Below are 22,906 nucleotides of genomic sequence, written 5' to 3' on the forward strand. Positions count from 1 at the left end.
GCGCGGCCTACGACGCGAGCGCGGCCTCTGGCTCCGCGTGCGACACGCACCGGCGCCGCTCCCGGGTCAGCATGTTGCGCACGCCCGCGAGCAGCTCGTCCGCGCGGTAGGGCCGGGAGCACAGCGCGGTGTTCTCCTGCGCCCACCACGGCCGCGTGTCCCCCGCCAGCAGGATGGGCACCGGCCGCGCGCGGGGCAGCGTGGCGAACGTCTCCAGGAACGAGCCCACCTGGGACTGCGTGGCGCTCGTCGACAGCACGATGAGGTCCACGGGCAGGTGCGTCGCCTTGCGCAGGGCCTCCGCGCCGCTCTGCACGGTGAACACCTCGAAGCCCTCCGCCCGGAGCGTGCGCTCCGCCGAGGCCTCCTGGCCCCGGTCTTCATCCAGCACCAGCACGCGGCGCGGCAGCTTGCGCACCTCGTGCGCCGCCATGCGCGGCAGGTCCAGCGTGAAGGTGGAGCCCTCGCCCTCGCGGCTGCACAGCACCAGCGAGCCGCCGTGCATCTTCACGATGGAGTGGCTGATGAACAGCCCCAGCCCCAGCCCGCCGAAGTTGCGGTGCGACACGTTGCGCGCCCGGTAGAAGCGCTGGAACACCTGCCCCTGGTCCGCGCCCGGAATCCCGATGCCGTGGTCCTGCACCTGGATGCGCGCCGCGTCCGCCGCGCGCTCCACCCGCACCGCGATGGGCGCTCCCGCCGGGCTGTACTTGTGCGCGTTCTCCAGCAGGTTCACCAGCACCTGCTCCAGCCGGTCCCGGTCGCCCAGCATCCAGACGCCGTCCGGAGGCACCTCCACCGTGAAGGGGCGCTCGAAGGCATGGCGGAAGTGGTCCACCACCTCCGCCACCAGCTGCCCCACTTCCAGGGGCGCGGAGCTCAGCGCCAGCCGCCCCAGCTCCAGGCGGCTCGCGTCCAGCAGGTCCTCCACCAGCCCCGCGAGCCGGTCCACCTGCCGCTTCGACTTGAGCACGCTGGCCAGCTCCACCGGCTGCCCCGCGGCGATGCGGCGCTCCATGGTGTACAGGCCCAGCTTCAGCGGCGTGAGCGGCGTCTTCAGCTCGTGCGACGCGATGGACATGAACTCCTCGCGCACGCGCAGGGCCGCCTGGGCCTCGCGCAGCAGGCGCGCGTTCTCCACCGCCACCGCGAGCTGGCTGGCCGCCGCGCTCCACATCTCCAGCTCCCGCACGGAGAACGAAGCGCCCTGCTCCTTATAAATGAGCAGCAGGCCCACCGTGCGGCGCGGCGCGCACAAGGGCACCGCCGCGAACACCGAACCCACCGCGTCCCCGTAGCCCCGCTGGATGCCCAGCTGCGGCTGACGCAGGGCCAGGGCCTGCCGGTAGGGGTCCTCGGTGGGGTCGAAGGCATCCCCGGGCGTGTCGTGTCCCTCCAGGTCCGACACGGCCATGCGCCGCAGCGTCGCGTCGTCCTCCTCGTAGAGGAACACCTCCGCGCGTCGCACCTGGGCACACCTCACCAGGGACACCACGGCGGCCGAGCAGACGCGTTCGACCTCCAGCGACTCACCCACCGCGCGGGCAATCTCCCGCACGGCCTGTGAAAAGGCACCCTCGTCGTCCACGCCGGAGGGCTCCATCACCAGCCACGCCCCGGACTGACCGCCCGTGCGGGTGGGCTTCACCTGCACGCGCACCTGCCGGAGCGCGCGGGTGATGACGTGTCCCGTGTGGGGCCGGCCCTCGCGGATGGCGCGCTCCAGGGCATCCAGGCTGCGGCCGTGCTCCAGGGCGTCCAGGAGCGTGCCGCCGGGTGGAAGCGCCACGCCCGTCTTGGCCGCGAAGCCCTCCTCGCACCACTGGACGCGAAGGTCGGGTCCCACGCGCAGCAGCGCTTGGGGCAGGCACGAGAGGACATCCTCGACGTCGTTGGGTGGCAGCATGGATGGGGGTGCGGCAGGGGTCGCCTTGGGGAGATATGAATCCCCGCGCATGATCGCAAACCACCCCCGGGCGATCTGCTGGCCTCCGGGGCCCCGCCGCGTTGGAACCCGAACAGAGCCAGCGCCGGGCAGCCAGGGAGGCAACGCTTCACAGGGCGGTGACAGCCGGCGGACGTGTGCTAGACGACACCGCCATGTCCTCTCAGCCGTCCAAGGAAGTCCAGACCTTCCCCAATCCCGCTCCCGAGCGCGACTACGAGATCGCCTTCGACGTTCCGGAGTTCACCTGCCTGTGCCCGCTGACGGGCCAGCCGGACTTCGCGCGCTTCACCATCAAGTACGTGCCGGATCAGCTCTGCGTGGAGCTGAAGAGCCTGAAGCTCTACATGTGGTCGTACCGCAACGAGGGCGCCTTCCACGAGAAGGTGACCAACACCATCGCGGACGACATCGTGAAGGCCATCCAGCCGCGCAAGCTCACCGTGGTGGGCGACTTCTTCGTGCGCGGCGGCATCGGCACCATCGTCACCGTCACGCACGACAAGCGGAAGTAGGCGCGCGCCTCCTTCGCCCCGGCCTTCAGCGGGTGAGCTGCTCCAGCAGCGGCATCCACCAGGCCTGGGAGAGGTAGAGGCCGGCGCCTGCGGCGACCGTGCCCCCGGCGAGCGCGGCCAGCCGCCACTTGCCGGGGCCATGCCTGGCGGGCTTCGGCGCGGCGAAGACGTCCAGCACGCCCAGCTCCTGCTGGGTGAGGTGGGCCAGGGCCTCCGTCTCCGTGAGCTTCTCGCGGAAGCGCAGGAAGGCCACGAGCAGCGCGGGGTGGGACACGCGCACCTCGCGGGCGAGGAACAGGTCCAGCTCGCGGCGCATGGCGGCGGCGTCCGGGAAGCGGGCCTCCGGCTTCACGGCCAGGGCGCGCTTCACGATGCGCGCGAGCGGCGCGGGGACGTTGGGGGCCACCTTGTGCAGGGGCGCGAACTTGCCGTCGCGGATGCGGGCGAACACCTCGCCGGCCGTCTTGCCCACGAAGGGGCGGGTGCCGGAGAGGGCCTCATAGAGGAGGACGCCCAGGGAGAAGATGTCCGTGCGCGCGTCGATGGCGGCGCCCGTCACCTGCTCCGGGGACATGTACGACGGCGTGCCCACGGCCATGCCCTGCTGGGTGAGGGCTTCGAGGCCCACGTCCTTGGCGATGCCGAAGTCCATGAGCTTCACCTCGCCGGACTTGGTGAGCATGACGTTCGCGGGCTTGAGGTCGCGGTGGATGATGCGGCGGAAGTGCGCGTGGTCCAGCGCGCTGGCGATGCGCGCGCCGATGACGGCGGCCACGTCCGGGGGCAGCGGGCCGTCCTTGATGAGGGCGTGGAGGGTGGGGCCGTCCACGTACTCCATCACCATGAAGAGGCTGTCGTTCTTCTCCACCAGGTCGTAGAGGGTGACGATGTTCTGGTGGCGGAAGGCGGCCAGCGCCAGGGCCTCGCGGCGGAAGCGCGACAGGGCCTCCTTGTCGCGCTGGCCTTCGGGCAGCAGCTCCTTGATGGCCACCTCGCGCTGAAGCAGCTCATGCAGCCCGCGGTACACGAGCGCCATGCCGCCCCGGCCCAGCTCTCCCAGCACACGGCAGGCACCAATCTTGCGGTGACGAACGGCTTTCTCGGTCTTCGGCTCGGCGACGCTCACGGGGCCGAAGGGTAGCGACTCACGCCCCATGCGTCGATGGGCCCCTCCGGCCGGGTGCAATCGCACAGGTGTGATGGAAAGACGCGGTGTCGCTGTCTCACGCCAGGGGGCCTACCTGCCCTGGCCGGGCTGGCAGGATGGGCCGGGCGGACACGGACTGGGAGACAGGGTGCTGGGACTTCGGGGAGGGTGGTGGGTGCTGGTGGCGGTGGGGCTGGGCGCCTGCGCGGGCCCGCGAAGAGGCTCGGCGAGCCTCGCGCAGACCGCGGACAGCGCGACGAACGGCTGTCGGCACTCCCCTTCGCTGTGCGCGGGGGCAGATGCGGTGATCCCGGTGCCTCGCGCGGTGCAGGTGGCCGTGGTGGTTGCGGGGGCCCGGGCGATGCTGGACGAGGACACCCGGCGGGCGGTGGAGGAGGTGCTGAAGCAGTGCGCGGACGACGCCCGCTCGGAGGTCCTGGTTCAACAGCACGGAGGCAAGAGCCCGACGCGGGAGGAGTGCAGCGAGGTGGTCGAATTCAACTCTCGCGGAGAAGCCGTGACACGGGCCATGAAATGGGGAACCTCCATGCACCAGTTCGCATTGGAGTGCGCACGGCAGCGGCTCGACGCCGTGATTCCAGGGAGGTTCAGCCTGGAGCCCACGTACCGGTACGACCGGGGGACTCCCAGAACGACCCACCTCACGCAGGAGGAAGTGAATGCCCTGCTTCGTCAGGGGCGCGGCGCCGAGCTCAAGGGCACCCTCGTTCCCGACGTCGTCATCCACGAGGGCAACCCGCTTCAAGCCCAGTCCGTCTATGACTTCAAATTCCCGTGCGTGAATGGGGAGACAGCGCCCCCATGGCGCAGGTATCCCCGAGGACACCCCTACGAGGGTGAGTATCAGGACCAGCTCTACAGGGAGGCCCTGCGCCTCCTCGAAGGTCCCTTGCGTGTCATGCCCCGGATGGGAGTCGTTTCACCATGAGCCAACACCTTCCCCGGATCCGGGTGTACTCACAAAATGGAACCCTGCTCATCCGCGAGGGATTGCGCATCCACTTCCACATGCCCCAACCGCACTCACGGCTGCCGCATGTCGTCCAGAAGGCCCTGGACCTCTATCTGGAGACCGTGGGCAGGGATGCCCTGGGCTGGTACGCCACCGAGGAAGGTGAGTGGGCGGCGCTGGATGACAAGGGGTGGCGCGCCGCGCGACATGAACTGCACGCCGAGGGCTTTTCCAACGTGGTGCTGAGCGACGCTGAGAGCGGAGCGATGCGCTATCGCTTCGAGTACCACGGCAAGGACCTTGGCAACCCCGCGCGGGTCTACAGCCCGTCGGTGATCAGCTCCCTGGGCTTCTGGCTCCCCTCCGAGTTCATGGACGAGCGGGGTCCGGACAGCGTGCGTGAGTTGGCGCTGGCCCTGGCAATGGACCTTCCCTTCTCCTCCGGTCAGGCAGGACCTTCCTTTCAATGCCAGCTCGACGTCCTGGGCATCCGCGATGAGATCGCTGCGCGGAGCCTGCGTCATCCAGGAATGGATGTGTCCACACTCAGCACCCTGGCCATGGAACTGGGAACCCGCGTCCGAGGCCCCTCCTGGATGACCTTCCTGGGGCCGCCCGTGCTCGCGGAGCTGGGAGGCGCCGAAGCCCTTCGCGCCCGTCTTCGTTCCCCGGACACCACCGTGCAGGCGCTGGGCCCTGAGCGCGCCGTCGTCACCCTGGGCCCGGCACCGGAGGCCGGTGACACCGAACAAGGCCAGACACTCCCCGCCTGCCGGGAGCTCGCCCGCGTCCTGGAGCCCTGGCTCTTCCAGACGCCCCCTGGCCCTGCCGCGGAGCAGAGTCCCCTCATCACCGACCGGCGAAGCTGGCAGCGCCGCTTCCTCGACTGAGCGCTCCGTCTCCTGTTCCCCCTGTCCGTGCACCCCCGGGCGCGCATTCCCATGCTGTGTCCGTCGAATCTGCCATGGGGGAATGACATGACGGAACGGGACGCCTACATCCAGAAGATGGAAGCCGAACAGCGTGAAGCGACCGCGCGCTTCCAGGAGCTCGAAGCGCAGTCGGACCTCGCGGAGAGCGAGGACGAGCTGGACCTCATCACCGGCGCCAAGGAGCGCAGCGACGACTTCCAACGCGAGGTCCAGGCCCTGCGCCACGCGGAGCAGCAGGACTGGCACCGGGTGAAGACCGCCGCGGAGAAGGCCCGCACCCGGTTCATGGATCACCTCGACCGCGCCGGCCTCCAGTGGGACCAGCTGCGCACGGCCTACCGCCGTGAGCGTGAAGCCGAGCTGCGCAACCTGGGCGCCCAGATGGACCAGTGGGAGGCCGCCCATGCACGCACCACCGCCGAGGACTCGCTCCTCACCCGCCAGGAGATTGATTTCATGAAGCGCGATCTCCTGAACACCCGCAGCCTGCTGCTGCACCTGGGCCGCGCGCGCGGTGCGGCCTGGAAGGAGGCCCGCGAGGAGTACGAAGCCGCCTGGCGCGACCTGCGCGAGCGCTCGCGCCGGATCCGGGCCGACAGCTCCACCGGCATCGCCTCTCCCTCCTGACGCCTCGCGCGCAGGAAGCGCTCCCCTCCCCGCTTCTTCGCAAGCGCCATACGGCCGTCACACGGCTACGCTAGGAACGCCCCCCACCCGGAGGGGGCGCGGCCCGGAAGGACCGCGCCCCGCCCGAGCGTTCAGCCCGCGAGCCCATGGCCCCTTCCGCCCGCCCCACGCCGCCTCCCGTCCTCGCCGCCATCGATGTGGGCACCAACGCCGTGCGCCTGGAGCTGGCCCGGCCCGACGTCGACGGCTCGCTCGAAACCCTCCACCAGGAGCGCGACCCCATCCGCCCCGGCGAGGGCGTCTTCACCACCGGCGAGATGTCCCCGGAGACCGCCGACCGCCTCCTGTCCACCCTGCGCCGCTACGCCGCGCTCTGCCGCCGCCACAAGGCCCAGGTGCGCGCCGTCGCCACCAGCGCCCTGCGCGAGGCGCGCAACCGCCAGGACATCGTGCGCCGCGTGCACGAGGAAGCGGGCCTGGACCTGGAGGTCGTCAGCGGCAAGGAGGAGGCCCGCCTCATCTGCCTGGGCGTGCTGCACAGGAAGCCCCTCAACGCCCGCTCCCTGCTCGTGGACATCGGCGGGGGCAGCACGGAGGTGGCCATCGCCACCGGGGAGAAGCCCGACGACCTGTGGAGCCTCTCGCTGGGCTCCGTGCGCCTGACGGAGGTGTTCGACACCTCCCGCAAGGTGACGCCCAAGCAGCTGCGGCTGATGCGCGGCTTCGTCAACGAGGTGCTCCACAAGACGCTGCCCGAACAGCTCCCGCCGCTGCCCCGCGTGGCGCTGGGCTCCTCCGGCACCATCCAGGCCGTGGTGGGCTACGCCGTCAACGACAACGGCGGCAACGCCACCGTGCGCCAGCTCACCCAGTCCGTGGAGACGCTGGCCGCGATGCCGCCGGAGCGCCGCCGCAAGCGCTTCGACCCGCGCCGCGCGGACATCATCGTCGCCGGCGCCGTCATCCTGGAGGGCGTCGCGCGCCACCTGGGCGTGGAGTCCATCAACGTCGTCAACCGGGGCCTGCGCGACGGCCTGCTGGTGGACCTGCTCTACCGCCAGGACGAGACGCGCGACGACCACAGCCTCGCGGACGCGGCGCTCGCCATCGGGCAGCGCTTCTTCTTCGACGAGAAGCACGCACGCCAGGTGGCCCGCATGTCCCTGGCCCTCTTCGACGGGCTGGCCGCGCTGCACCAGCTGCCCCTCTCCGTGCGCCCCCACCTGGAGGTCGCCGCGCTGCTGCACGACATCGGCACGGCGGTCAGCCACGAGCGTCACCACCGGCACACGTACTACCTCATCCACAACGCGGACATCCCCGGGCTCGCGGACCGCGAGCGGGAGATCATCGCGCGCGTCGCCCGCTACCACCGGCGCTCGCAGCCGGAGCTGTCCCACTCCGGCATGGCGGGCCTCACCCCGTCCGAAGCGCGCCGCGTGCGCAAGCTGGCCACGCTGCTGCGGCTGGCGAACGCGCTGGACCACAGCCACCACCAGCCCATCCGCGACTTCAAGGTCACGCACGGCCGCGACATCGTGACGCTGCACCTGCACGCGAAGCAGCCGCTGGACCTGGAGCTGTGGAACGCGGAGCGGGAGGTGCTCCCCTTCCGCAAGGTCTTCGGCAAGCGGCTCGCCTTCCAGGTGCACTCGGCCGGGCGCTAGGGCTCCCTCTTCCCTGCCTGTCCCCCAGAGAGGGGAGCTGGGCGGGTTTTGCCCGGCCACATCGCCGTGGCCACCTCCAGTGACAACAGGTCCCGTGCGCGGCGCGCACCGGGGGCTGTTTCGTCATTCAAGGCCCCGGGCGGGCAAGGAGCGCACCATGAAGGCCGTCGTATTCCATGGCATTGGCGACATCCGGCTGGACGACGTCCCGGAGCCGAAGCTCAAGGACCCCACGGACGCCGTCGTCCGGCTCACGGCCAGCGCCATCTGCGGCACCGACCTGCACATGATTCGCGGCACCATGGCCGGCATGAAGCCCGGCACCGTGCTGGGCCATGAAGGCGTGGGCGTCATCGAGGAGCTGGGCGAGGACGTGCGCAACTTCAACGTGGGCGACCGCGTGGTCATCTGCTCCACCATCGCGTGCGGCAACTGCTCCTACTGCCGGGCCGGCTACTATTCCCAGTGCAACGACGCCAACCCCAACGGCCCCGCCGCGGGCACCGCCTTCTTCGGCGGCCCCGGCATGACGGGCCCCTTCGACGGCCTCCAGTCGGAGAAGGCGCGCATCCCGTTCGCGCACGTCACCATGGTGAAGGTGCCCGACGGCGTCACCGACGACCAGGCCATCCTCGTCTCCGACATCTTCCCCACCGGCTACTTCGGCGCGGAGATGGCGGAGATCAAACCCGGTGACACCGTGGCCGTGTACGGCTGCGGCCCCGTGGGCCTGTTCGCCATCGTGAGCGCGAAGCTGATGGGCGCCGGCCGCGTGTTCGCCATCGACTGCCACGAGGACCGGCTGGAGCTGGCGCGCATGCAGGGCGCGGAGGTCATCAACTTCGAGGAGGAAGACCCCGTGGAGACGCTCAAGCGCTTCACCGCGGGCATCGGCGTGGACCGCGCCATCGACGCGGTGGGCGTGGACGCCATGCACGCGCACCACGGCCCCGCCGCGAAGAAGGCCAAGGCGGAGAAGCCCGAGTTCAAGCGCGAGGTGGCCATGGTCGCCCCCAAGACGAAGCCGGACGGCGACAACTGGGTGCCGGGCGACGGGCCGTCGCAGGCCGCGCAGTGGGCGGTGCAGTCGCTGGCCAAGGCCGGGACGCTGTCCATCATCGGCGTGTACCCGCAGACGATGAACGCGTTCCCCATTGGCGACGCGATGAACAAGAACCTCACCCTGCGCATGGGCAACTGCAACCACCGCAAGTACATCCCGCGCCTGCTGGAGCTGGTGCGCTCCGGCACCGTGGACCCCACCGCCATCCTGAGCCACGTGAAGTCCATGGCCTCCGCCATCGACGCCTACCGCAACTTCGACTTGCGCAAGCCGGGCTGGGTGAAGGTGGAGCTGGAGCCCGGCGCCACCGTCCAGTGACGGCGCGGGGGCCTGGAGCAGCGCGGTGTGGCTGCTCCGACGGGATGGCAACACCGCCAATGGGTTGGCAGAATGCCGGCGCATGAGCGACGAGGACCTTGCCGGCCGACTGGCGCGCAACCTGCGGACCCTGCGTGAGACGCGTGGGGCCACGCAGGTGCAGCTCGCGAAGCTGGCCGGCGTGCCCCGGGCCACCTGGGCGCACATGGAATCCGGCGCGGCCAACCCCACCCTCTCCGTGCTGCACCGGGTGGCGGGAGCGCTCCAGGTGTCGCTGGAGGAATTGCTGGCCCGTCCCAAGGCGAGCGCCCGGCACTACCGCCGCGACAGCCTGCCGACGCGCCAGCGTGGCGCCGCCTTCCTGCGCAAGCTCCTGCCCGACCCGCTCCCCGGCATGGAGTTCGACCGGCTGGAGCTGCCGCCGCAAGCGCGCATCACCGGCGTGCCCCACACGCCCGGCACCCGCGAGTACCTGGCCTGTGAGTCCGGCACGCTCGCGCTGGTGGCCAGCGGCGAGCGCTTCGTGCTCGAAGTGGGCGACGTCGTCGTCTTCCGGGGCGACCAGAAGCACTCATACGAGAACCCGGGGACGCGCACCGCGGTGGGCTACTCCGTCGTGCTGCTCACCCCGTCACTCTGACGCCCCGCGAAGCCAGGCGGGGCGCGAGGCATGGGCGGCCCGCCGCTACGTCCCACCGCCCTGCCAGATGAGCATCCCCATCACGCCCACGTCGCGCGCTCCGCCCGCGTGGAGATGCCACGGCACCGCCACGCCCAGCTCCAGCGATTGCACCGGATGCGCCAGCAGGCCCGGCGCCAGCACCACCGTGGAGGTGCCGTCCTCGTCACACCACGCCGCCTCCACCGTGGGCCGCAGCGGCCCCAGCTCCAGCACCGCGCCGGCCGCGAAGTCCGGATGGAGCTCCCCGCCCAGCCCGCGCACACCGGGAAGCGCCTCCGCCTTGAGCTGGAGGTTGAAGCCCAGGGGCCCCACGTCCTGATACGCCAGCAGGTACGGTTCGAAGCCCGGACGGAAGCGCTCATCCACCCGGTCGCGCGTGGCCAGCAGGTCCAGGCCCACGCTGAGCGTGAAGCCGCGCCGTCCATCATTGACGAGCGCCCAGCCCACGCCGGCCTCCGCGGCGTCCAGCCCGCGCGGATCCTCCGGCGTCGTCAGCGCCACCGCCGCCTCCACCTGCACGCGGTCACTGATTCCATACTCGGCGAACACCGGCAGTTCGAAGCGCGTCGTGCCCTCCTGTCGCGTCCAATCCAGGCCCGTGCCCAGTTGGACCTGTCGCTTCTGCGAGGGCGCGGCCCCGTCGCCGAGGAAGAACTCCTGCACCCGCCCCTGCACCCCGTCCGCCGCGAGCGCGGGCAGCGACACGAGGCCCAGCAACCCCACCGCCGCACGCCGCCACGCATCCACCATTCCCCAAGGATGCGCATGCTCCTGACGCTCCAGGGCTTCCCCGTCGTGCCGTCGGGAGCCCGTCTGCCTGCTCGCTGAGGTGCGCAATGAAACGGGCAGGGGCTCGGAGTGGAGACTTGCATCACCCGGGGTGAGGGTGGCAGGAGGCCCAGGCACTCCTCCAAGGGACCGACCATGACCTCCGGAATGAAGACCTCCCCTCCCTTCGCACGCGGCGCCGTGGCCCTCTTCGCAATGGCGCTGTCGTCCTGTGGCGGCAAGGAGGTGCGCCCGGGTGACGAGGTTCCCGGTGACGTCGCGGAGGCCTGCGCGACGGACGTGCCCTCCACCGACCCGGCCAGCGGTGCGTGCGCGCCGGTGCGGTTGCAGTGCGCCAAGGACCTGAACGACTTCAAGACGGACCGCTACGTCTGGCGCGATAGCGATTGCCGCGTGCGTTCGGTGTCGCTGGTGCGCAACGACGCGGCGGATCCCGCCGGATGGAATGGCGGCTACATCCGCCGCTACACGTATGAGGTCGCCGGGGCCCAGCGCACCTGCGACGGGCAGAGCGCGCAGGTGCCCGGCTGGGGCGTGGTGACCAGCCACCTGAAGGAGGGCAAGACGTGGGGTGCCTGGACCCAGGACGTGCGCGGCACCGGGCGCGTCCTCTTCAAGGGCGCGCACCACGCGCTGCATGAGCTGAAGTGGCCGCTGTCGCTGGATGGGAACGTGGTGCAGGTGACGGTGCAGTACCTGTTCGCCACCGGCCGCGACCACCCGCTCTACGCCATCACCCACGACGCCTCCGGCTTCCCGGCGGACCAGATTGAAGCCGACGTGCGCTCGCCCTACGGCGACCTGGCCTTCGACGACAACGCCAACACGGACATCGCCGGCCTGGGCTGGGGCGACAAGCACCGCTTCGTCACGCTGAACTCGCCGGTGACGATGAACAGCGGCTGGGACTACCGCGAGCCCAACGTGGTGCCCTACACGCGCATGTGGACCGCGGCGCCGGACGCGGAGATGGGCGTCGTGCAGACCCAGACGTGGCAGCAGAAGCCCGCGGGCGGCTATTGGCTGTATCCGGAGTGGAACACGCGCCACGAGGCCGGCCCCATGCCCGTGGCCTACAACTGGCCCTACCAGCTCAACCAGTACGAGCTGCCCTCCGTCACCAACTCCCACCGCCTCGCGTGGGGCAGCAACTTCGGCGCGGTGGGCAGGACGCAGTACCCCCGGATGGGGGACGACGCGATGCTCTCCGGCCACCCGTACCAGAGCTATTCGGTCTTCATGGTGCTGGGCACGCACGCGTCCAACCCGGTGCTGTCGCTCGCGTCGGAGGTGGAGACGTGGCAGGGCGTGAAGCTCACCGCCACCGAAGGCACCGTGCGCACGCGCGGCCCGGGCGGCGTGGGGCGCACCGACACGGTGGCGTATGACGTCGCGGGCTACAACCCCGTCTATGCCACCTGGGAAGCGGACGCGGCCTCCAACCGCGCGACGCTGAAGTTCGACATCGGGGGCCGCCCCCTCGTGCACCCGATGGTGGTGGTGCACGGCTACACCGCCACCAGCGCACCGAAGTCGGTGACGCTCAACGGCCTGGCCCTCACGGCGGACACGGACTACTTCGCGTCGGTGGACACCGCGGGCAAGAGCCTGTGGCTCACCCTCCAGCGCGACCTGGTGGACACCGCCACGCTGCGGGTGGAGTAGCGCTTCAAGACAGACAGGCCCCTCGCACCCGGAAGGCGCGAGGGGCCTGTTGCTCTTCTCAGCGCTTCAGGACGTCACGCGCAAGGGCGCGAGCGTCAGTCCGCGGAGCCGCTGCCGCCGAAGGCCTGCGGGGTCTCCGAGCGCAGGCGCTCCCACTGGGCGCGGGCGTCCTTCTCCACGCGCTTCTGCTCGTCCACGCGGCGGCGCGAGTCCTCCACGTCGCGCTTGGCCTCCGCCACCGCGGACATGAAGTTGGCCTCCGACATGTCCTTGGCGCGGACGTCGCCGGTGCTCTCCAAGGCCTTGAACTGGGCCAGGTTCAGCTCCGCGTCCGCCACGTTCAGCTCGGCGTCGCGCAGGTTCTTCTCCGCCTTGCGCGTCTCAATCTGCCGGTCATGCCAGGCGACCTGGGCCTCGGCCGCGGCGCGTCCCGCCTCGGCGCCCTGGAGCTTGGATCTGGCCTGCGCGATGGGGCTGGACTGGCCCGTGGCCTCCGCGGCGCTCACGCCGGCCTTCTCCGCGTCCACGCGGCTCTTCGCGGCGTCCCCGTTGCGGCGGGCGACCTCCGCGGCGCGCTCCGCGTCACGCACGGCCACCTCCGCGCGCGTCACGTTGTCGGCGGCCTTCGTGCGGGCGAGCTGCGCCTCACGCACGTCTCCCAGCTGATCCTCGGGGACCCGCGCCATCATCGCGTCATCCACACGGGCGGCCTTCGAGCCGCCGCAGCCCGCGAGGAACACCATCGACGCCCCCATGGCCAACCCCATCACCCAATGACGCTTCGTCCTGTTCTGGAACATGATCTTGAACCCCCGTACGAAGATGACTGTTGGGCAACGTAGGCACTCCCTGGCCGGGGAACAGGCGGTGCGGGCGCTCCCGGCGCCGCCGTCCCGCCTGGAATAGGGCGTGAAAACCCAGTCTGGCCGGAGGGCAGGCGGGCACGGGTCGTCATCCAGCAGGGCTGTTGCCGCGCGGGGGCGCCGGAGCGTCTTGAAGAAAGGGATGTCCCAAGCGGGCGGGCGAGCGTGTCTGGAGAAGGCGCGGTCCATGCGCCACCAGGGAGGGACGATGAAGCGAGCCGGCTGGGGAGTCGTGTTGGGATTGAGCTGTGCGCTGTTGGGAACGGCCTGCGAGCCCGAGGGGAGCGAGCAGGAGCCGCAGGGCACCGAAGCCGTGGAGATGCGCATCTCCTTGAGCGGCGATGCGTGCGGCGTCGTGTCCGCGCAGGCGCACGTGTGGGGCGACGACTTCCCCACCATTGGACCGGTGGCCCTGTATGTCGGGAACGGCTACATCGAGGGCGGGGTGAGCAACGTCCCCTCGGGGCTCGACCGGAGGGTGGGCGTGACGGCCTACAACGCGGCGGGGAGGGCTGTGTACGCCGGCTCCACGTACGTGAACGTCTACACCGGACCGGTGTCGCCGGTGCAGATCACCCTGATGCGCATCCCGGAGAACTGCCCGAACTCCGGCACCGGGAGCATCCACATCATCGGCGTGCTGGAGGGCAGGTACGGTTCGGACGGAGGCTCCGCCTACGACGCGGGTCCGGGTCCTTCATACGACGCGGGCCCGGGTCCTTCGTTCGACGCGGGCTACGGCCCCCGTCCGTAGAACCACGCGGTGAGGGCCAGGCGCCGCGCGTGCGCGGGCAGCACCTCGTGCTCCAGCCTCTCGCTCAGGAACACCACCAGCCGGTCCAGCACGGGCGCCACGTCCAGCGGGGCGCCGGTGTCCTCCGGGTGGAGGCGCAGCATGCCGCCGTCCGCGGGCGTCCAGCCGGCGTTGGCGTACCAGATGGCGGTGAGGCGCCGGTTGGACTGGCCCGGGAACGCATCCCGGTGGCGGGCGTAGTGCGCACCGCCGCCGGGGTAGCAGGCAAGCTGCACGTCGAAGCGGCCCAGGCCCAGGTACGCGCGGGAGGACACCGCTTCGCCCAGCGCGCGGAAGGGGCCCCACAGCGCTTCCAGCGCAGCGTCCGCGCCGGGCAGCACCCATTCGATGTGGTCCCCGCGCACGGAGGTGTCGAGCGCGTGGTCCGCGCCGCGCCGGATGCCCGCGGGCCGGAGCGTCCCTGCGTGCACGCGAGCCAGCGCGGCGTCCCGCACCGCGAGGGCGCGGGTCTCACCCAGGAAGGCGTCGCGCACGAAGTAGCCGTGCGAGCCCAGCGCCTCCACCTCCGCGTCCGTCAGGTCCACCCGGCCTCCCTGGCCTGCGGGCTCCAGCAACCCGCCAGGAGCCCTGACCGGCACGCTGCCCCAGGACGCCCCTCCGAAGGAAGCGGGTAGACTGGGGGCATGGCGAACCTCTCGCGAGTCCTCTCCGTCCTCGCCGCCGCCGCCCTGGGCGCGCTGGTCGCGTGGCTGCTCTTGCGTCCGGCGTCCTTCCGGCAGCCGGACACGGCCGTGGTGGTGGAGCAGATGCGGGAGGTGGCGCGGCTGGAGACGCTGGACGTGGCCCTCTACAAGAAGGTCGTCTTCACGCCGGAGCCCCAGGCCACCGACGCCCTGTGGAAGGACGTGCTGCTCTGGGCCAGCTACACGCTGAAGAACCCGCACGGGCGCGCCATCGTCTTCGCGGACGCCCACCTGGGCTTCGACTTCCAGCGCTTCGACGCAAGCCACCTGCACGCCACCGGCACGCGCGTGGACGTGCTGCTGCCCCCCATGGTGGTGACGGTGGCGCTGCGGCCGGGGGAGACGGAAGTCATCGACTCCAACCTGGACAGCGCCCAGACGGCGCAGCTCCTGGAGAAGGCCCGGCTCGCCTTCGAGCGCGAGGTGCGGGAGGACGCGCGATTGAAGGACAAGGCCCGGCAGTCCGCGGAGCGCTCCCTCCGGGGACTGCTGCTCACGCTGGGCTTCCGCGAGGTGCGCTTCGTGGAGACCCTGCCCCTGGGGACGGCGGGCTGACTCGGGCCGGGACGCGTGCGCGCCCGTTGCCGTCTCACGCCGACCGCAGCGAATCGCCTTCCAGCAGGAACAGCCCCGGCACGCCGTCCGGTGCATGTCCCAGCGAAGTGAGCACCTGCACGGACTCCGCGTCCGAATCCCGGCACAGCAGCGCCACCTCGCGCAGGCCCAGGCTCACGCGCAGGCGACCTCCGCCCGTGGCGGCTTCAACCCAGCGCCGCTGGGACTTCGTGAGCAGCCGCGCTCCGTCATGTCCGTCGCCGCCCGTCACGGCCCATACGCCGGAGAACGCCTCCGCCAGCCGCACCTCGCCCTGGTCGATGACGACGGGCCGCACGTCCCCGGGATGCGCCTCCAGGTTGCGCCACGCCGCCGCGTCCACCGCTTCGAGCGTGAGCCCTGAGCCCGCCAGCGCGCTGGCGGGCAGGTAGCGCACGAACTCCGCGTCCTCCAGCACGTAGTAGACCTCCAGCTCCGCCGGGCCCGTCCGGAACAGCGCGCCCTGGGTCCCCGCCACGAAGCCCACCGGCCGCAACACCGGCCGCACCGTGTCCAGCGCCACGCCCGCCGGCCCCACGCCGGAGGACAGGCCGCCCAGCCGCGCCGCCAGCGCCTCCGCGTGCGCGGTGAGCCCCTGGGCTCCCGGTGCCTTGCGGTACGCCGCATACAGCGAGCCCACGTCCACGCGGCCCACGCCGCCCGACGCCAGCTTCACCAGCAGGTCCCTGCCCTGACGCCGGAAACCCACGCCCGCGCGGCCCAGCGCGGCGGTGAGCGCGGCGGTGAACTCCGGCCGCAGCACCTGCTCCTCGGGCTTCGGAGCGGGCGGCAGGTCCGCGGCCTCCAGCTCCGCGCGCAGCAGCTTCGCCTCCGCGTCGAAGGGGTCCCGCGCCACCGCCTCCGCCACGTAGGCGCGGGCGCGCTCGGCCTCGCCCTGGCGCAGCGCGAGCACGGCCAGCACCTTCAAGGCCTCCGGGTCGCCGGGACTCAGCACGAGGGCCTCCCGCAGCTCGGCCTCCGCGTCGCGGTGCCGCTCCAGGCCCAGCAGCGCGCGCGCGAGCCCCAGGCGCACCTGGAGGTCCCGGGGAAAGTCGCGCCGCAGGGCCTGCATCAGCGGCAGGGCTTCACGCTCCGCGTCCGCGTTGACCAGCGCATGCGCCACGGTGAGGCGCAGCGTGGCACCGGGACGCTGCGCGGCCTCGGCGCGCAGCGCGTCCAGTTCCGCGTCGCTGAGCACGTCTCCCGCCTCCACCTTGCGGCGCAGGCGCTCCAGTTCCGCCAGGGGCATCACGCGCGGGGACTCTAACCCCCTTCAGGGAAGTCCGGTAAGGCGCAAGCCAGCGTGAAGGAAGAAGGCGGCGAGAACGTCGTGGCGGTGGCCCAGGCGCACGAATGAAGCGCGTGCCTGGGCGCGCAGCTCGACGACAGAGTCGGGCGTGGCATTGCGCAGCTCGGCCTTCACCACGCCGTTGCAGCCCTCCTCGGGATTGAGGTCTGGCGCGTAGCCTGGCAGCCGCTCAAGGCGGAAGTCCTCGGGGTGGCGGGCGACGAAGTCGAGCGTCTCGGCACTGTGGTGCTGGTTGAGGCCGTCCCACACGATGGTGAGAGGACGGCCCACCTTCCCGCGGAAGTAGCGCAGGGCCGCGATGATGTCCTGGCTGGTGAAGCTGCCCTCTCGGTGGCGCGAATACAGGCGCGCCGGCCTGCGGCCGTACGGAGCAACGAGGGCGACGATGCTGGAGACTTCGCGCCGCTTGTCACGACGGCGCAAGGTGGGCGGATGCCCGACGGGCGCCCAGGTAGACGCTACGCGGGCCCGAAACGAACTACCTGTCTCGTCCACGAAGGCAATGGCCCGCCCGCTTCTTCGAGCCCCCTTTTGATGCGGGGCCAGTCGCGCTTCAGCCATGCCTCCACCAACGCATCGTTACGCTCCTTGGCTCGCGTGCGGGGCTGCTGCGGACTCAAACCCAGCCGGTGAAGGCGCTCGGCCAGGTAGTTGGGGTGGTAGCGCACTGCGAACGTGCGGTGGATGAGGTGCGCCACTCGCGTCAGCGTCCAGCGCTCGGTAGGGAAACCGCAGGTGCGCGCCCCTGCCCCTACCAGCTCCGCCACCTGCCGCCATTCCCCCGAACTCAACTTCGACGGCCGGCCCGTGCGCGGCCTCGCCTTCAACCCGCGTGGACTGCCGCCTGCCTCGTGCAGTCGCCGCGCCCAACGACTGACGGAGGCCTCGCTGACACCCACACGGCGCGCCACCTCCGCCTGCGACAGGTGCCCCCGTCGCAGGAGTTGTCCGGCTGCAAGCCGCCGCTCCTCAAGCTGCTGCGCCGTCCAGTGCTTTGGCTGCCACGCCATGGACGCCACCTCTCCATGACGTAACCGGTAGCCCCTTACCCGACTTCCCTGAAGGGGGTTAGTGGCCCGCGTCCGGAGCGCCCAGCCCTTCGGCGGGCTCCTCCTCGCTCCGGGTCTGCGTGAGGAACTCGTCCAGGGCCCCCACGTCGATGGGCTTGCGGAACACCGCGTCCACCAACGCCAGGCTCGCGCGGTTCTGCCCGCGCACGTCGGCGCCGGTGACGATGGCCAGCAGCGTCTGGGGCGAGCGCTGCCGCAGCTCCCGCGCCAGCTCCCAGCCGGTCATCTCCGGCATCACCGCGTCCAGCAGCGCCGCGTCGAAGGGCTGCTTCTCCCAGATGCGCAGCGCCACGTCCGGGCTGTGCGCCACCTGCACGTCGTAGCCCTCCTCGCCCAGCACCTCGGCCATCATCCGCGCGTTGTCCAGGTCGTCATCCACCACCAGCACGCGGCGCGCGGGCCGGGTCAGGCGCGGCACGCCTCCCGGGGCCAGGGACGGGGGCAGCGGGGGCGGCGCCGCCGCGCCCTGCGAGGTGTCACTGAAGCGCGGCAGCCGCACGACGAAGCTCGCGCCCGAGCCGTCCCGCCGGTTCTCCACCGTCAGCTCGCCCCCCCAGCGCTGCACCTGCGTGCGCGCCACCGCCAGGAACAACGAGAACTGCGGCGCGCCTGGATCCCTGCGCAGCGGGTCGAACAGCCGCGCCAGCTCCTCCACCGCGTAGGGCGGCCCGCCGTCCTCCAGGTGCAGCGCCAGCCACCCCTCCCCCTCCGGCCGGGTGCGGACCTGGAGCGTGCCGCCGCCGTCCATGCGGTCCCTCGCCGACAGCAGCAGGTTGACGATGAGCTCGCGGAAGAAGCCCGCGTCCGCCTTCACGCCCCACGGGAAGCCCAGGTCCAGCTCCGTGTGCACGGGGTGCTCGCGCTGCTCCAGCTCGCCCCGCGCCAGCTCCAGCGCCTCGCGCACCGTCTGGTCCACCGGCACGTTGGCCAGGCGCTCCTCGGTGCGCTGCACGCTGAACTCCTGCAGCCGCGACACCAGCTCGCCAATCTGGCCCACCGTCTTGTCCAGCGCCTCCACGTGCTCCGGCTTGTACTCGCGCTGCAGCAGCGTGATGCGCAGCCGCAGCACGTTGAGGAAGTTATTGAGCGCGTGCGCGGCGCCGCTCGCCAGTTGTCCCAGCGCCTGCTGCCGCGTGCGCCGCAGCAGCTGCCCCTGGAGCCTGCGCACCTCGCCGTGGGCGCTCTCCAGCGCCTTGGTCTTCACCGCCGCTTCGGTCCGGTCACTGAAGGTCTGGATGACGCCGGCCAGGACCTGGTCCTCCTCCCACACCGGCGTGGCGCTCATCTCCAGCGTGGCGTCGCTGCCGCCGGGGCGCTCCACCACCATCATCACGCCGCGCACCGGCCCCTTCTCGCGCAGCGCGCGCAGGAACGGCATGTCCTGCACGCGGAAGGGCTCTCCCGTGGGGTGGCGGGCGTTGACCTGCGTCAGCACGGGCGCCAGGGAGGTGGCGGCCCGCGCCCCCACCACCGCGCGCATGGGCACGCCCATCAGCCGGCTCACCGGCGGCGAGGCGAAGGACACCATGCCGTCCGTCTCCGCCAGCAGGATGCCCACCTCCACGTGGTTGAGCACCGACTCCATCACCGCGGCCTCGCGGAAGCGGACCTCCTCCGTCTTGAGCACCCGCGCGTAGGACGCCTGCGCGGAGGCGTCCGCCTCCCACACCAGCTCCGACACCAGCTCCGCGACGTCCGCGTCGATGACGCCCCCGTTGCGGCGCGCGTAGACGTAGAGCAGCACCTCCTGGAGCGACTTGAACTCGCGCGTCAGGTCCTCGGGTTCGAAGTTCTGGTCGTACCGGAAGGCCCCGTGCGAGCGCACCACCTCCGGCCACAGCCGGATGGCGTCCTCACCCCGGTCGCGGAGCAGGCGGGCAAGCTCGTCCAGCAGGTGGTGCAGGGGCGCTCGCAGATCCCGGCCCGGGACCTCCACCTCGTAGGTCTCCGCGCGCACGCGCTTGGCCCACAGGCGCGTGATGCGCTCGCCCTCGTCGGAGAGCAGGCCGGACAGGGCGCTGATGGCGGTATCGGAAGGCACGCTCAAGGGCGGACGATGCGCACGCTCCAGGCGTCCAGCCACCCGGCCCCCCCGGAGGGGCCCCACGCGAATGTCCGCTCGCACACACCCGGCGGGGCCCGCGGCGGGTCCCGAGGGCCAGCCTGCCGGGCAGCCCTGGCTGATGGGGCCGGTCATCCCCACCTTCCCAGGCACGGATGAGCGTGAAAGAGCGCAGGCAGAATGATCTGGAGCAGCCCGTGGTCTCCCAGCAGGCCATGGCACAGCTCTTCCGTGGGGAGCTGAGCCGCTCCGACACGTGGCGCACGCGCCTGGACACCACCACCAACTGGGCGCTCACCACGACGGCGGCCGTCATCTCCTTCGGCTTCGCGACGCCGGAGAGCTCACACGTCACCTTCCTGGTGGGCATCTGGATGGTGGTGTCCTTCCTGCTCATCGAGGCGCGCCGCTACCGCTACTACGACCTGTGGAACCGCCGGGTGCGCCTGCTGGAGGACGGCTGGTGGGCGCCGATGCTGCGGCGCGAGCCGGTGGATCCAGACGCCCTGCGGGAGCTGGCGGTGGAGATGTCCCGGCCGCAGATCCAACTGTCGCTGGGGTCGGCCATCGCCACGCGGCTCAACCGCGCGTATGGCCCCATCCTCATCGTCCTGTTGGTGACGTGGTTCTTCAAGGTCTACAGCCACCCGCGGCCGCCCCGCGACTTCGACGACTTCACGGAGCGGGCCCACGTGGCCTGGATCCCCGGGCCCATGGTGATGGGGATCCTGTTGTTGATTACGTTGGCGGCGGCCTACTTCTTCATCGCGTCCTTCTTCATCCGGGCGCCCCTGGGCGAGCTGCGCACGCGCCCCCGGGGCCGCCGCGCCGCGATGTGGGAGACCTTCTACCGGCCCTACGCCATCCAGCGGCGCAAGCGCCCGCGTCGCGCGGCGACCAGCCGCCCCACGCAGTCCCGCCCCTCGTCGCCTTTCGACCACTGAGGGCCGGCCCACCGCGGCTCACTTCCACTGCTTCGCGATGTCTTCCTGCGTCGGCTCTGGCGGCGTGGGAGGGAAGTAGCGCGCCCGGTGGAGGCTCCAGTCCACGCGGAGCACCCGCTCCCCGAACTCCGCCACGCGGCCCCGGGCCCGCTCCACGGGCCAGGCGCGCTCACGCCCATCCGTCGTGACCTGGACGACCCGGCCGTCCTGGAAGGTGGCGCGGAGGATGAGCGGGTTGGAGCCACACCGCGAGCCCGACGCGGCGCCCTCCAGCTTCCGGCCATCCACGAACAGCAGGTCGTACTTCACGGCGTTGTACTTGTCGCCGTAGGACCAGGACCCCTTCTCGCAACGCACCACCACCTCGCGCAGCTCGCCCAGGAACGTCCGGGCGTTCGCGGCCGCCTCCGGAATCAGTCCGGGAGACCACATGGGATTCATCTGCCGCAGCTCTTCGTCCACGCTCGCGTTGAGCAGGTCCGCCAGCGTCGGGCTGGGGATGTCACCCGGCGGCTCCGGCGGGTTGAGGATGGGGCGCAACAGGAAGAAGCCTCCCACGAGCACGAAGGCCGAAAGCCACATGCCCGCCAGCATCAGGCCGACCGGAAACCGCTTGCCGCTCATCTTCTTCACACCCCGCCGCGAGAGCCAGGGCGCCAGCCTGCCACGGGCGGCCCTTCCCCCACACCCCGGACGGGCAGGGCCTGGGACACCCTGCGGCTGATGGGGGCCATGTCCCTGGGTGAAACGTGGCTGTTTTCGTCCTTCCGGCCCCCCCGGAATTGTGGTGTGAACCGCCCCATGGCGAATACGCGCACTGTGACGGTCATCAACGGCGACGGCATCGGTCCCGAGGTCTCGGCGGCCACCATTCGCGTCCTCGAAGCGCTCAAGGTCCCCCTGGAGTTCGAGTTCAAGGACGCCGGCGCGGAGGTCGTGGCCAAGTTCGGCACCAACCTGCCGCACGAAACAGTGGAAGCGGTCCTCAAGAGCGGCGTCGCCCTCAAGGGCCCCACCGGCACCGTCGTCGGCGGCGGCCTGCCGTCCGCGAACGTCGGCCTGCGCAAGCGGCTGGACCTGTACTCGTCCCTGCGCCCGGTGAAGAGCGTCCCCAACGTCAAGACGCGCTACGAGAACGTCGACCTCGTCGTCGTGCGTGAGAACACCGAGGACCTGTACGCCGGCCTGGAGCACATCGTCGTGCCGGGCGTCGTGGAGGCGCTGAAGATCATCACGGAGAAGGCGTCCACGCGCATCGCGCGCTTCGCCTTCGACTACGCCCGGAAGAACGGCCGCAAGCGGGTGTCCGCCATCCACAAGGCGAACATCATGAAGCTGTCGGACGGCCTCTTCCTGGACTGCTGCCGCAAGGTCGGCCGCGAGTTCCCCGAAATCACGTACGACGAGGTCATCGTCGACAACCTCTGCATGCAGTTGGTGAAGGACCCGACCCGGTTCGACGTGATGGTGACGGAGAACCTGTACGGCGACATCGTCAGCGACCTGTGCGCGGGGCTCGTCGGCGGCCTGGGCATGGTGCCGGGCGCCAACATCGGTGAGCGCACCGCCGTCTTCGAGGCCGTGCACGGCACCGCCCCGGACATCGCGGGCAAGGGCATCGCGAACCCCACCGCGCTGATGATGTCCGCGGTGATGATGCTGGAGTGGCTGGAGCTGAAGGACGAAGCCCGCCGCATGCAGGGCGCCATCCAGAAGGTCTACGGCGGCGACGCGAAGGTGCGCACCGGCGACCTGGGCGGCAGCGCCACCACGCGCGAGTTCACCGACGCCATCATCGCCGCGCTGTAGTCAGCGCGGCGGTCCCGGGGTGGAGCAGCCCTCCACCCCTGTCTGGCACTTCACCCGATGATGACCTTGCGGACGCCCCGCGCTTCCAGGAGCGCGGGGAGCCGTTCGCGCTGGTCGCCCTGCAACACCAGCGCGTCCTCCTCCACCACGCCGCCGCAGCCCAGGCCGCCCTTGAGCGCCTTGAGCCAGGTGTCGAGCTGGGCCGCGGGCAGCCCCAGCTGCTCCACCACGGTGACCTCCTTGCCCCCCCGGCCCTTGCGCTCCATGCGCACGACGGCGCGCGCGGGGCCCCTGGGTTCGGGCTTCGCCTTCGGCGCGGGCGGAGGCGGCCCCACGGGGAGCGCCTCCCGCTGCGCGGACAGGGCGGCGAAGGGGTTGTTGAAGGGCCCCGGGGACGCCGGGGCCTCGTCCTTCTTGTCGCGCTTGCCCATGGCG

23 protein-coding genes are annotated in these 22,906 nt (G+C 71.2%); 12 read left to right on the forward strand and 11 right to left on the reverse strand.

The window, feature by feature from the left end:
- Positions 1 to 7: 7 nt before the first annotated feature.
- Positions 8 to 1,906: an ATP-binding protein gene (locus OV207_RS18800; RefSeq protein WP_193429037.1), complete on the reverse strand. Its 1,899-nt coding sequence runs from the start codon at positions 1,904 to 1,906 to the stop codon at positions 8 to 10.
- A 194-nt stretch (positions 1,907 to 2,100) separates the two neighbouring features.
- On the opposite strand from OV207_RS18800, the gene queF reads away from it, so the two are divergent.
- Positions 2,101 to 2,460, forward strand: a complete 360-nt coding sequence (queF, locus tag OV207_RS18805; protein WP_193429038.1) for a preQ(1) synthase — start codon at positions 2,101 to 2,103, stop codon at positions 2,458 to 2,460.
- A gap of 25 nt (positions 2,461 to 2,485) precedes the next feature.
- Here queF and OV207_RS18810 read toward each other — a convergent pair whose 3' ends face one another.
- Positions 2,486 to 3,496 (reverse strand): serine/threonine-protein kinase, encoded by a 1,011-nt coding sequence (locus tag OV207_RS18810; RefSeq protein WP_420715241.1) that lies wholly within the window; start codon positions 3,494 to 3,496, stop codon positions 2,486 to 2,488.
- A gap of 259 nt (positions 3,497 to 3,755) precedes the next feature.
- Between OV207_RS18810 and OV207_RS18815 the strand changes: the two genes are divergently transcribed.
- The 6 genes from OV207_RS18815 to OV207_RS18840 all read left to right on the forward strand — a co-directional run bounded on the left by OV207_RS18815 (position 3,756) and on the right by OV207_RS18840 (position 9,827).
- Positions 3,756 to 4,556: a hypothetical protein gene (locus tag OV207_RS18815; RefSeq protein WP_267556535.1), complete on the forward strand. Its 801-nt coding sequence runs from the start codon at positions 3,756 to 3,758 to the stop codon at positions 4,554 to 4,556.
- Positions 4,553 to 5,470 carry a DUF3396 domain-containing protein gene (locus OV207_RS18820; protein WP_267556536.1) on the forward strand — a complete coding sequence of 306 codons (918 nt, stop codon included), beginning with the start codon at positions 4,553 to 4,555 and terminating at the stop codon, positions 5,468 to 5,470. The genes OV207_RS18815 and OV207_RS18820 overlap by 4 nt, the downstream gene beginning before the upstream one ends.
- 87 nt (positions 5,471 to 5,557) lie before the next feature.
- Positions 5,558 to 6,139 (forward strand): hypothetical protein, encoded by a 582-nt coding sequence (locus OV207_RS18825; protein ID WP_193429041.1) that lies wholly within the window; start codon positions 5,558 to 5,560, stop codon positions 6,137 to 6,139.
- Between the two features lie 146 nt (positions 6,140 to 6,285).
- On the forward strand, positions 6,286 to 7,806 hold the full coding sequence (locus tag OV207_RS18830) for a Ppx/GppA phosphatase family protein (protein WP_267556537.1): 1,521 nt from the start codon (positions 6,286 to 6,288) through the stop codon (positions 7,804 to 7,806).
- A gap of 157 nt (positions 7,807 to 7,963) precedes the next feature.
- The gene (locus OV207_RS18835; RefSeq protein ID WP_267556538.1) at positions 7,964 to 9,187 is read left to right on the forward strand and encodes a zinc-dependent alcohol dehydrogenase; all 1,224 of its coding nucleotides are present in this window, start codon (positions 7,964 to 7,966) and stop codon (positions 9,185 to 9,187) included.
- Positions 9,188 to 9,269: 82 nt separating this feature from the next.
- On the forward strand, positions 9,270 to 9,827 hold the full coding sequence (locus OV207_RS18840; protein WP_193429044.1) for a helix-turn-helix domain-containing protein: 558 nt from the start codon (positions 9,270 to 9,272) through the stop codon (positions 9,825 to 9,827).
- A gap of 45 nt (positions 9,828 to 9,872) precedes the next feature.
- Here OV207_RS18840 and OV207_RS18845 read toward each other — a convergent pair whose 3' ends face one another.
- Positions 9,873 to 10,619: a hypothetical protein gene (locus OV207_RS18845; RefSeq protein ID WP_267556539.1), complete on the reverse strand. Its 747-nt coding sequence runs from the start codon at positions 10,617 to 10,619 to the stop codon at positions 9,873 to 9,875.
- 186 nt (positions 10,620 to 10,805) lie between these two features.
- Between OV207_RS18845 and OV207_RS18850 the strand changes: the two genes are divergently transcribed.
- Positions 10,806 to 12,323, forward strand: coding sequence for a hypothetical protein (locus OV207_RS18850; RefSeq protein WP_267556540.1), 1,518 nt, complete (start codon positions 10,806 to 10,808; stop codon positions 12,321 to 12,323).
- Positions 12,324 to 12,418: 95 nt separating this feature from the next.
- Here the strand turns inward: OV207_RS18850 and OV207_RS18855 are convergent, their stop codons facing one another.
- A complete protein-coding gene (locus tag OV207_RS18855; RefSeq protein ID WP_267556541.1) occupies positions 12,419 to 13,123 on the reverse strand; it encodes a hypothetical protein in 705 nt (234 codons plus the stop codon).
- Positions 13,124 to 13,394: 271 nt separating this feature from the next.
- On the opposite strand from OV207_RS18855, the gene OV207_RS18860 reads away from it, so the two are divergent.
- A complete protein-coding gene (locus OV207_RS18860; protein ID WP_267556542.1) occupies positions 13,395 to 13,940 on the forward strand; it encodes a hypothetical protein in 546 nt (181 codons plus the stop codon).
- Here the strand turns inward: OV207_RS18860 and OV207_RS18865 are convergent.
- Positions 13,922 to 14,554 (reverse strand): 2OG-Fe(II) oxygenase, encoded by a 633-nt coding sequence (locus tag OV207_RS18865; protein ID WP_267556543.1) that lies wholly within the window; start codon positions 14,552 to 14,554, stop codon positions 13,922 to 13,924. The genes OV207_RS18860 and OV207_RS18865 overlap by 19 nt on opposite strands.
- A 69-nt stretch (positions 14,555 to 14,623) precedes the next feature.
- On the opposite strand from OV207_RS18865, the gene OV207_RS18870 reads away from it, so the two are divergent.
- On the forward strand, positions 14,624 to 15,238 hold the full coding sequence (locus tag OV207_RS18870) for a DUF4230 domain-containing protein (RefSeq protein ID WP_267556544.1): 615 nt from the start codon (positions 14,624 to 14,626) through the stop codon (positions 15,236 to 15,238).
- Positions 15,239 to 15,272: 34 nt separating this feature from the next.
- Here the strand turns inward: OV207_RS18870 and OV207_RS18875 are convergent, their stop codons facing one another.
- From OV207_RS18875 to OV207_RS18890, 4 genes are read right to left on the reverse strand one after another with little or no spacing between them, the layout of a single operon-like run.
- Positions 15,273 to 16,526, reverse strand: coding sequence for a tetratricopeptide repeat protein (locus tag OV207_RS18875; RefSeq protein WP_267556646.1), 1,254 nt, complete (start codon positions 16,524 to 16,526; stop codon positions 15,273 to 15,275).
- 24 nt (positions 16,527 to 16,550) lie between these two features.
- On the reverse strand, positions 16,551 to 17,147 hold the full coding sequence (locus tag OV207_RS18880; protein WP_267553613.1) for a transposase: 597 nt from the start codon (positions 17,145 to 17,147) through the stop codon (positions 16,551 to 16,553).
- The gene (locus OV207_RS18885; RefSeq protein ID WP_267553615.1) at positions 17,045 to 17,596 is read right to left on the reverse strand and encodes a winged helix-turn-helix domain-containing protein; all 552 of its coding nucleotides are present in this window, start codon (positions 17,594 to 17,596) and stop codon (positions 17,045 to 17,047) included. Before OV207_RS18885 ends, OV207_RS18880 begins: the two co-directional genes overlap by 103 nt.
- A gap of 58 nt (positions 17,597 to 17,654) precedes the next feature.
- Positions 17,655 to 19,697: a hybrid sensor histidine kinase/response regulator gene (locus OV207_RS18890; RefSeq protein ID WP_267556545.1), complete on the reverse strand. Its 2,043-nt coding sequence runs from the start codon at positions 19,695 to 19,697 to the stop codon at positions 17,655 to 17,657.
- Between the two features lie 176 nt (positions 19,698 to 19,873).
- Here OV207_RS18890 and OV207_RS18895 point away from each other — a divergent pair, with 176 nt between their 5' ends.
- On the forward strand, positions 19,874 to 20,662 hold the full coding sequence (locus OV207_RS18895; protein WP_267556546.1) for a DUF2270 domain-containing protein: 789 nt from the start codon (positions 19,874 to 19,876) through the stop codon (positions 20,660 to 20,662).
- Between the two features lie 18 nt (positions 20,663 to 20,680).
- Here OV207_RS18895 and OV207_RS18900 read toward each other — a convergent pair whose 3' ends face one another.
- Positions 20,681 to 21,286 carry a hypothetical protein gene (locus tag OV207_RS18900; protein WP_267556547.1) on the reverse strand — a complete coding sequence of 202 codons (606 nt, stop codon included), beginning with the start codon at positions 21,284 to 21,286 and terminating at the stop codon, positions 20,681 to 20,683.
- A gap of 177 nt (positions 21,287 to 21,463) precedes the next feature.
- Between OV207_RS18900 and OV207_RS18905 the strand changes: the two genes are divergently transcribed.
- On the forward strand, positions 21,464 to 22,471 hold the full coding sequence (locus OV207_RS18905; RefSeq protein ID WP_267556548.1) for an isocitrate/isopropylmalate dehydrogenase family protein: 1,008 nt from the start codon (positions 21,464 to 21,466) through the stop codon (positions 22,469 to 22,471).
- Between the two features lie 50 nt (positions 22,472 to 22,521).
- Here OV207_RS18905 and OV207_RS18910 read toward each other — a convergent pair whose 3' ends face one another.
- Positions 22,522 to 22,902: a translation initiation factor gene (locus OV207_RS18910; protein WP_193350064.1), complete on the reverse strand. Its 381-nt coding sequence runs from the start codon at positions 22,900 to 22,902 to the stop codon at positions 22,522 to 22,524.
- Positions 22,903 to 22,906 lie beyond the last annotated feature (4 nt).

It is taken from the genome of Corallococcus sp. BB11-1, assembly GCF_026626625.1.
Classification (GTDB): domain Bacteria; phylum Myxococcota; class Myxococcia; order Myxococcales; family Myxococcaceae; genus Corallococcus; species Corallococcus soli.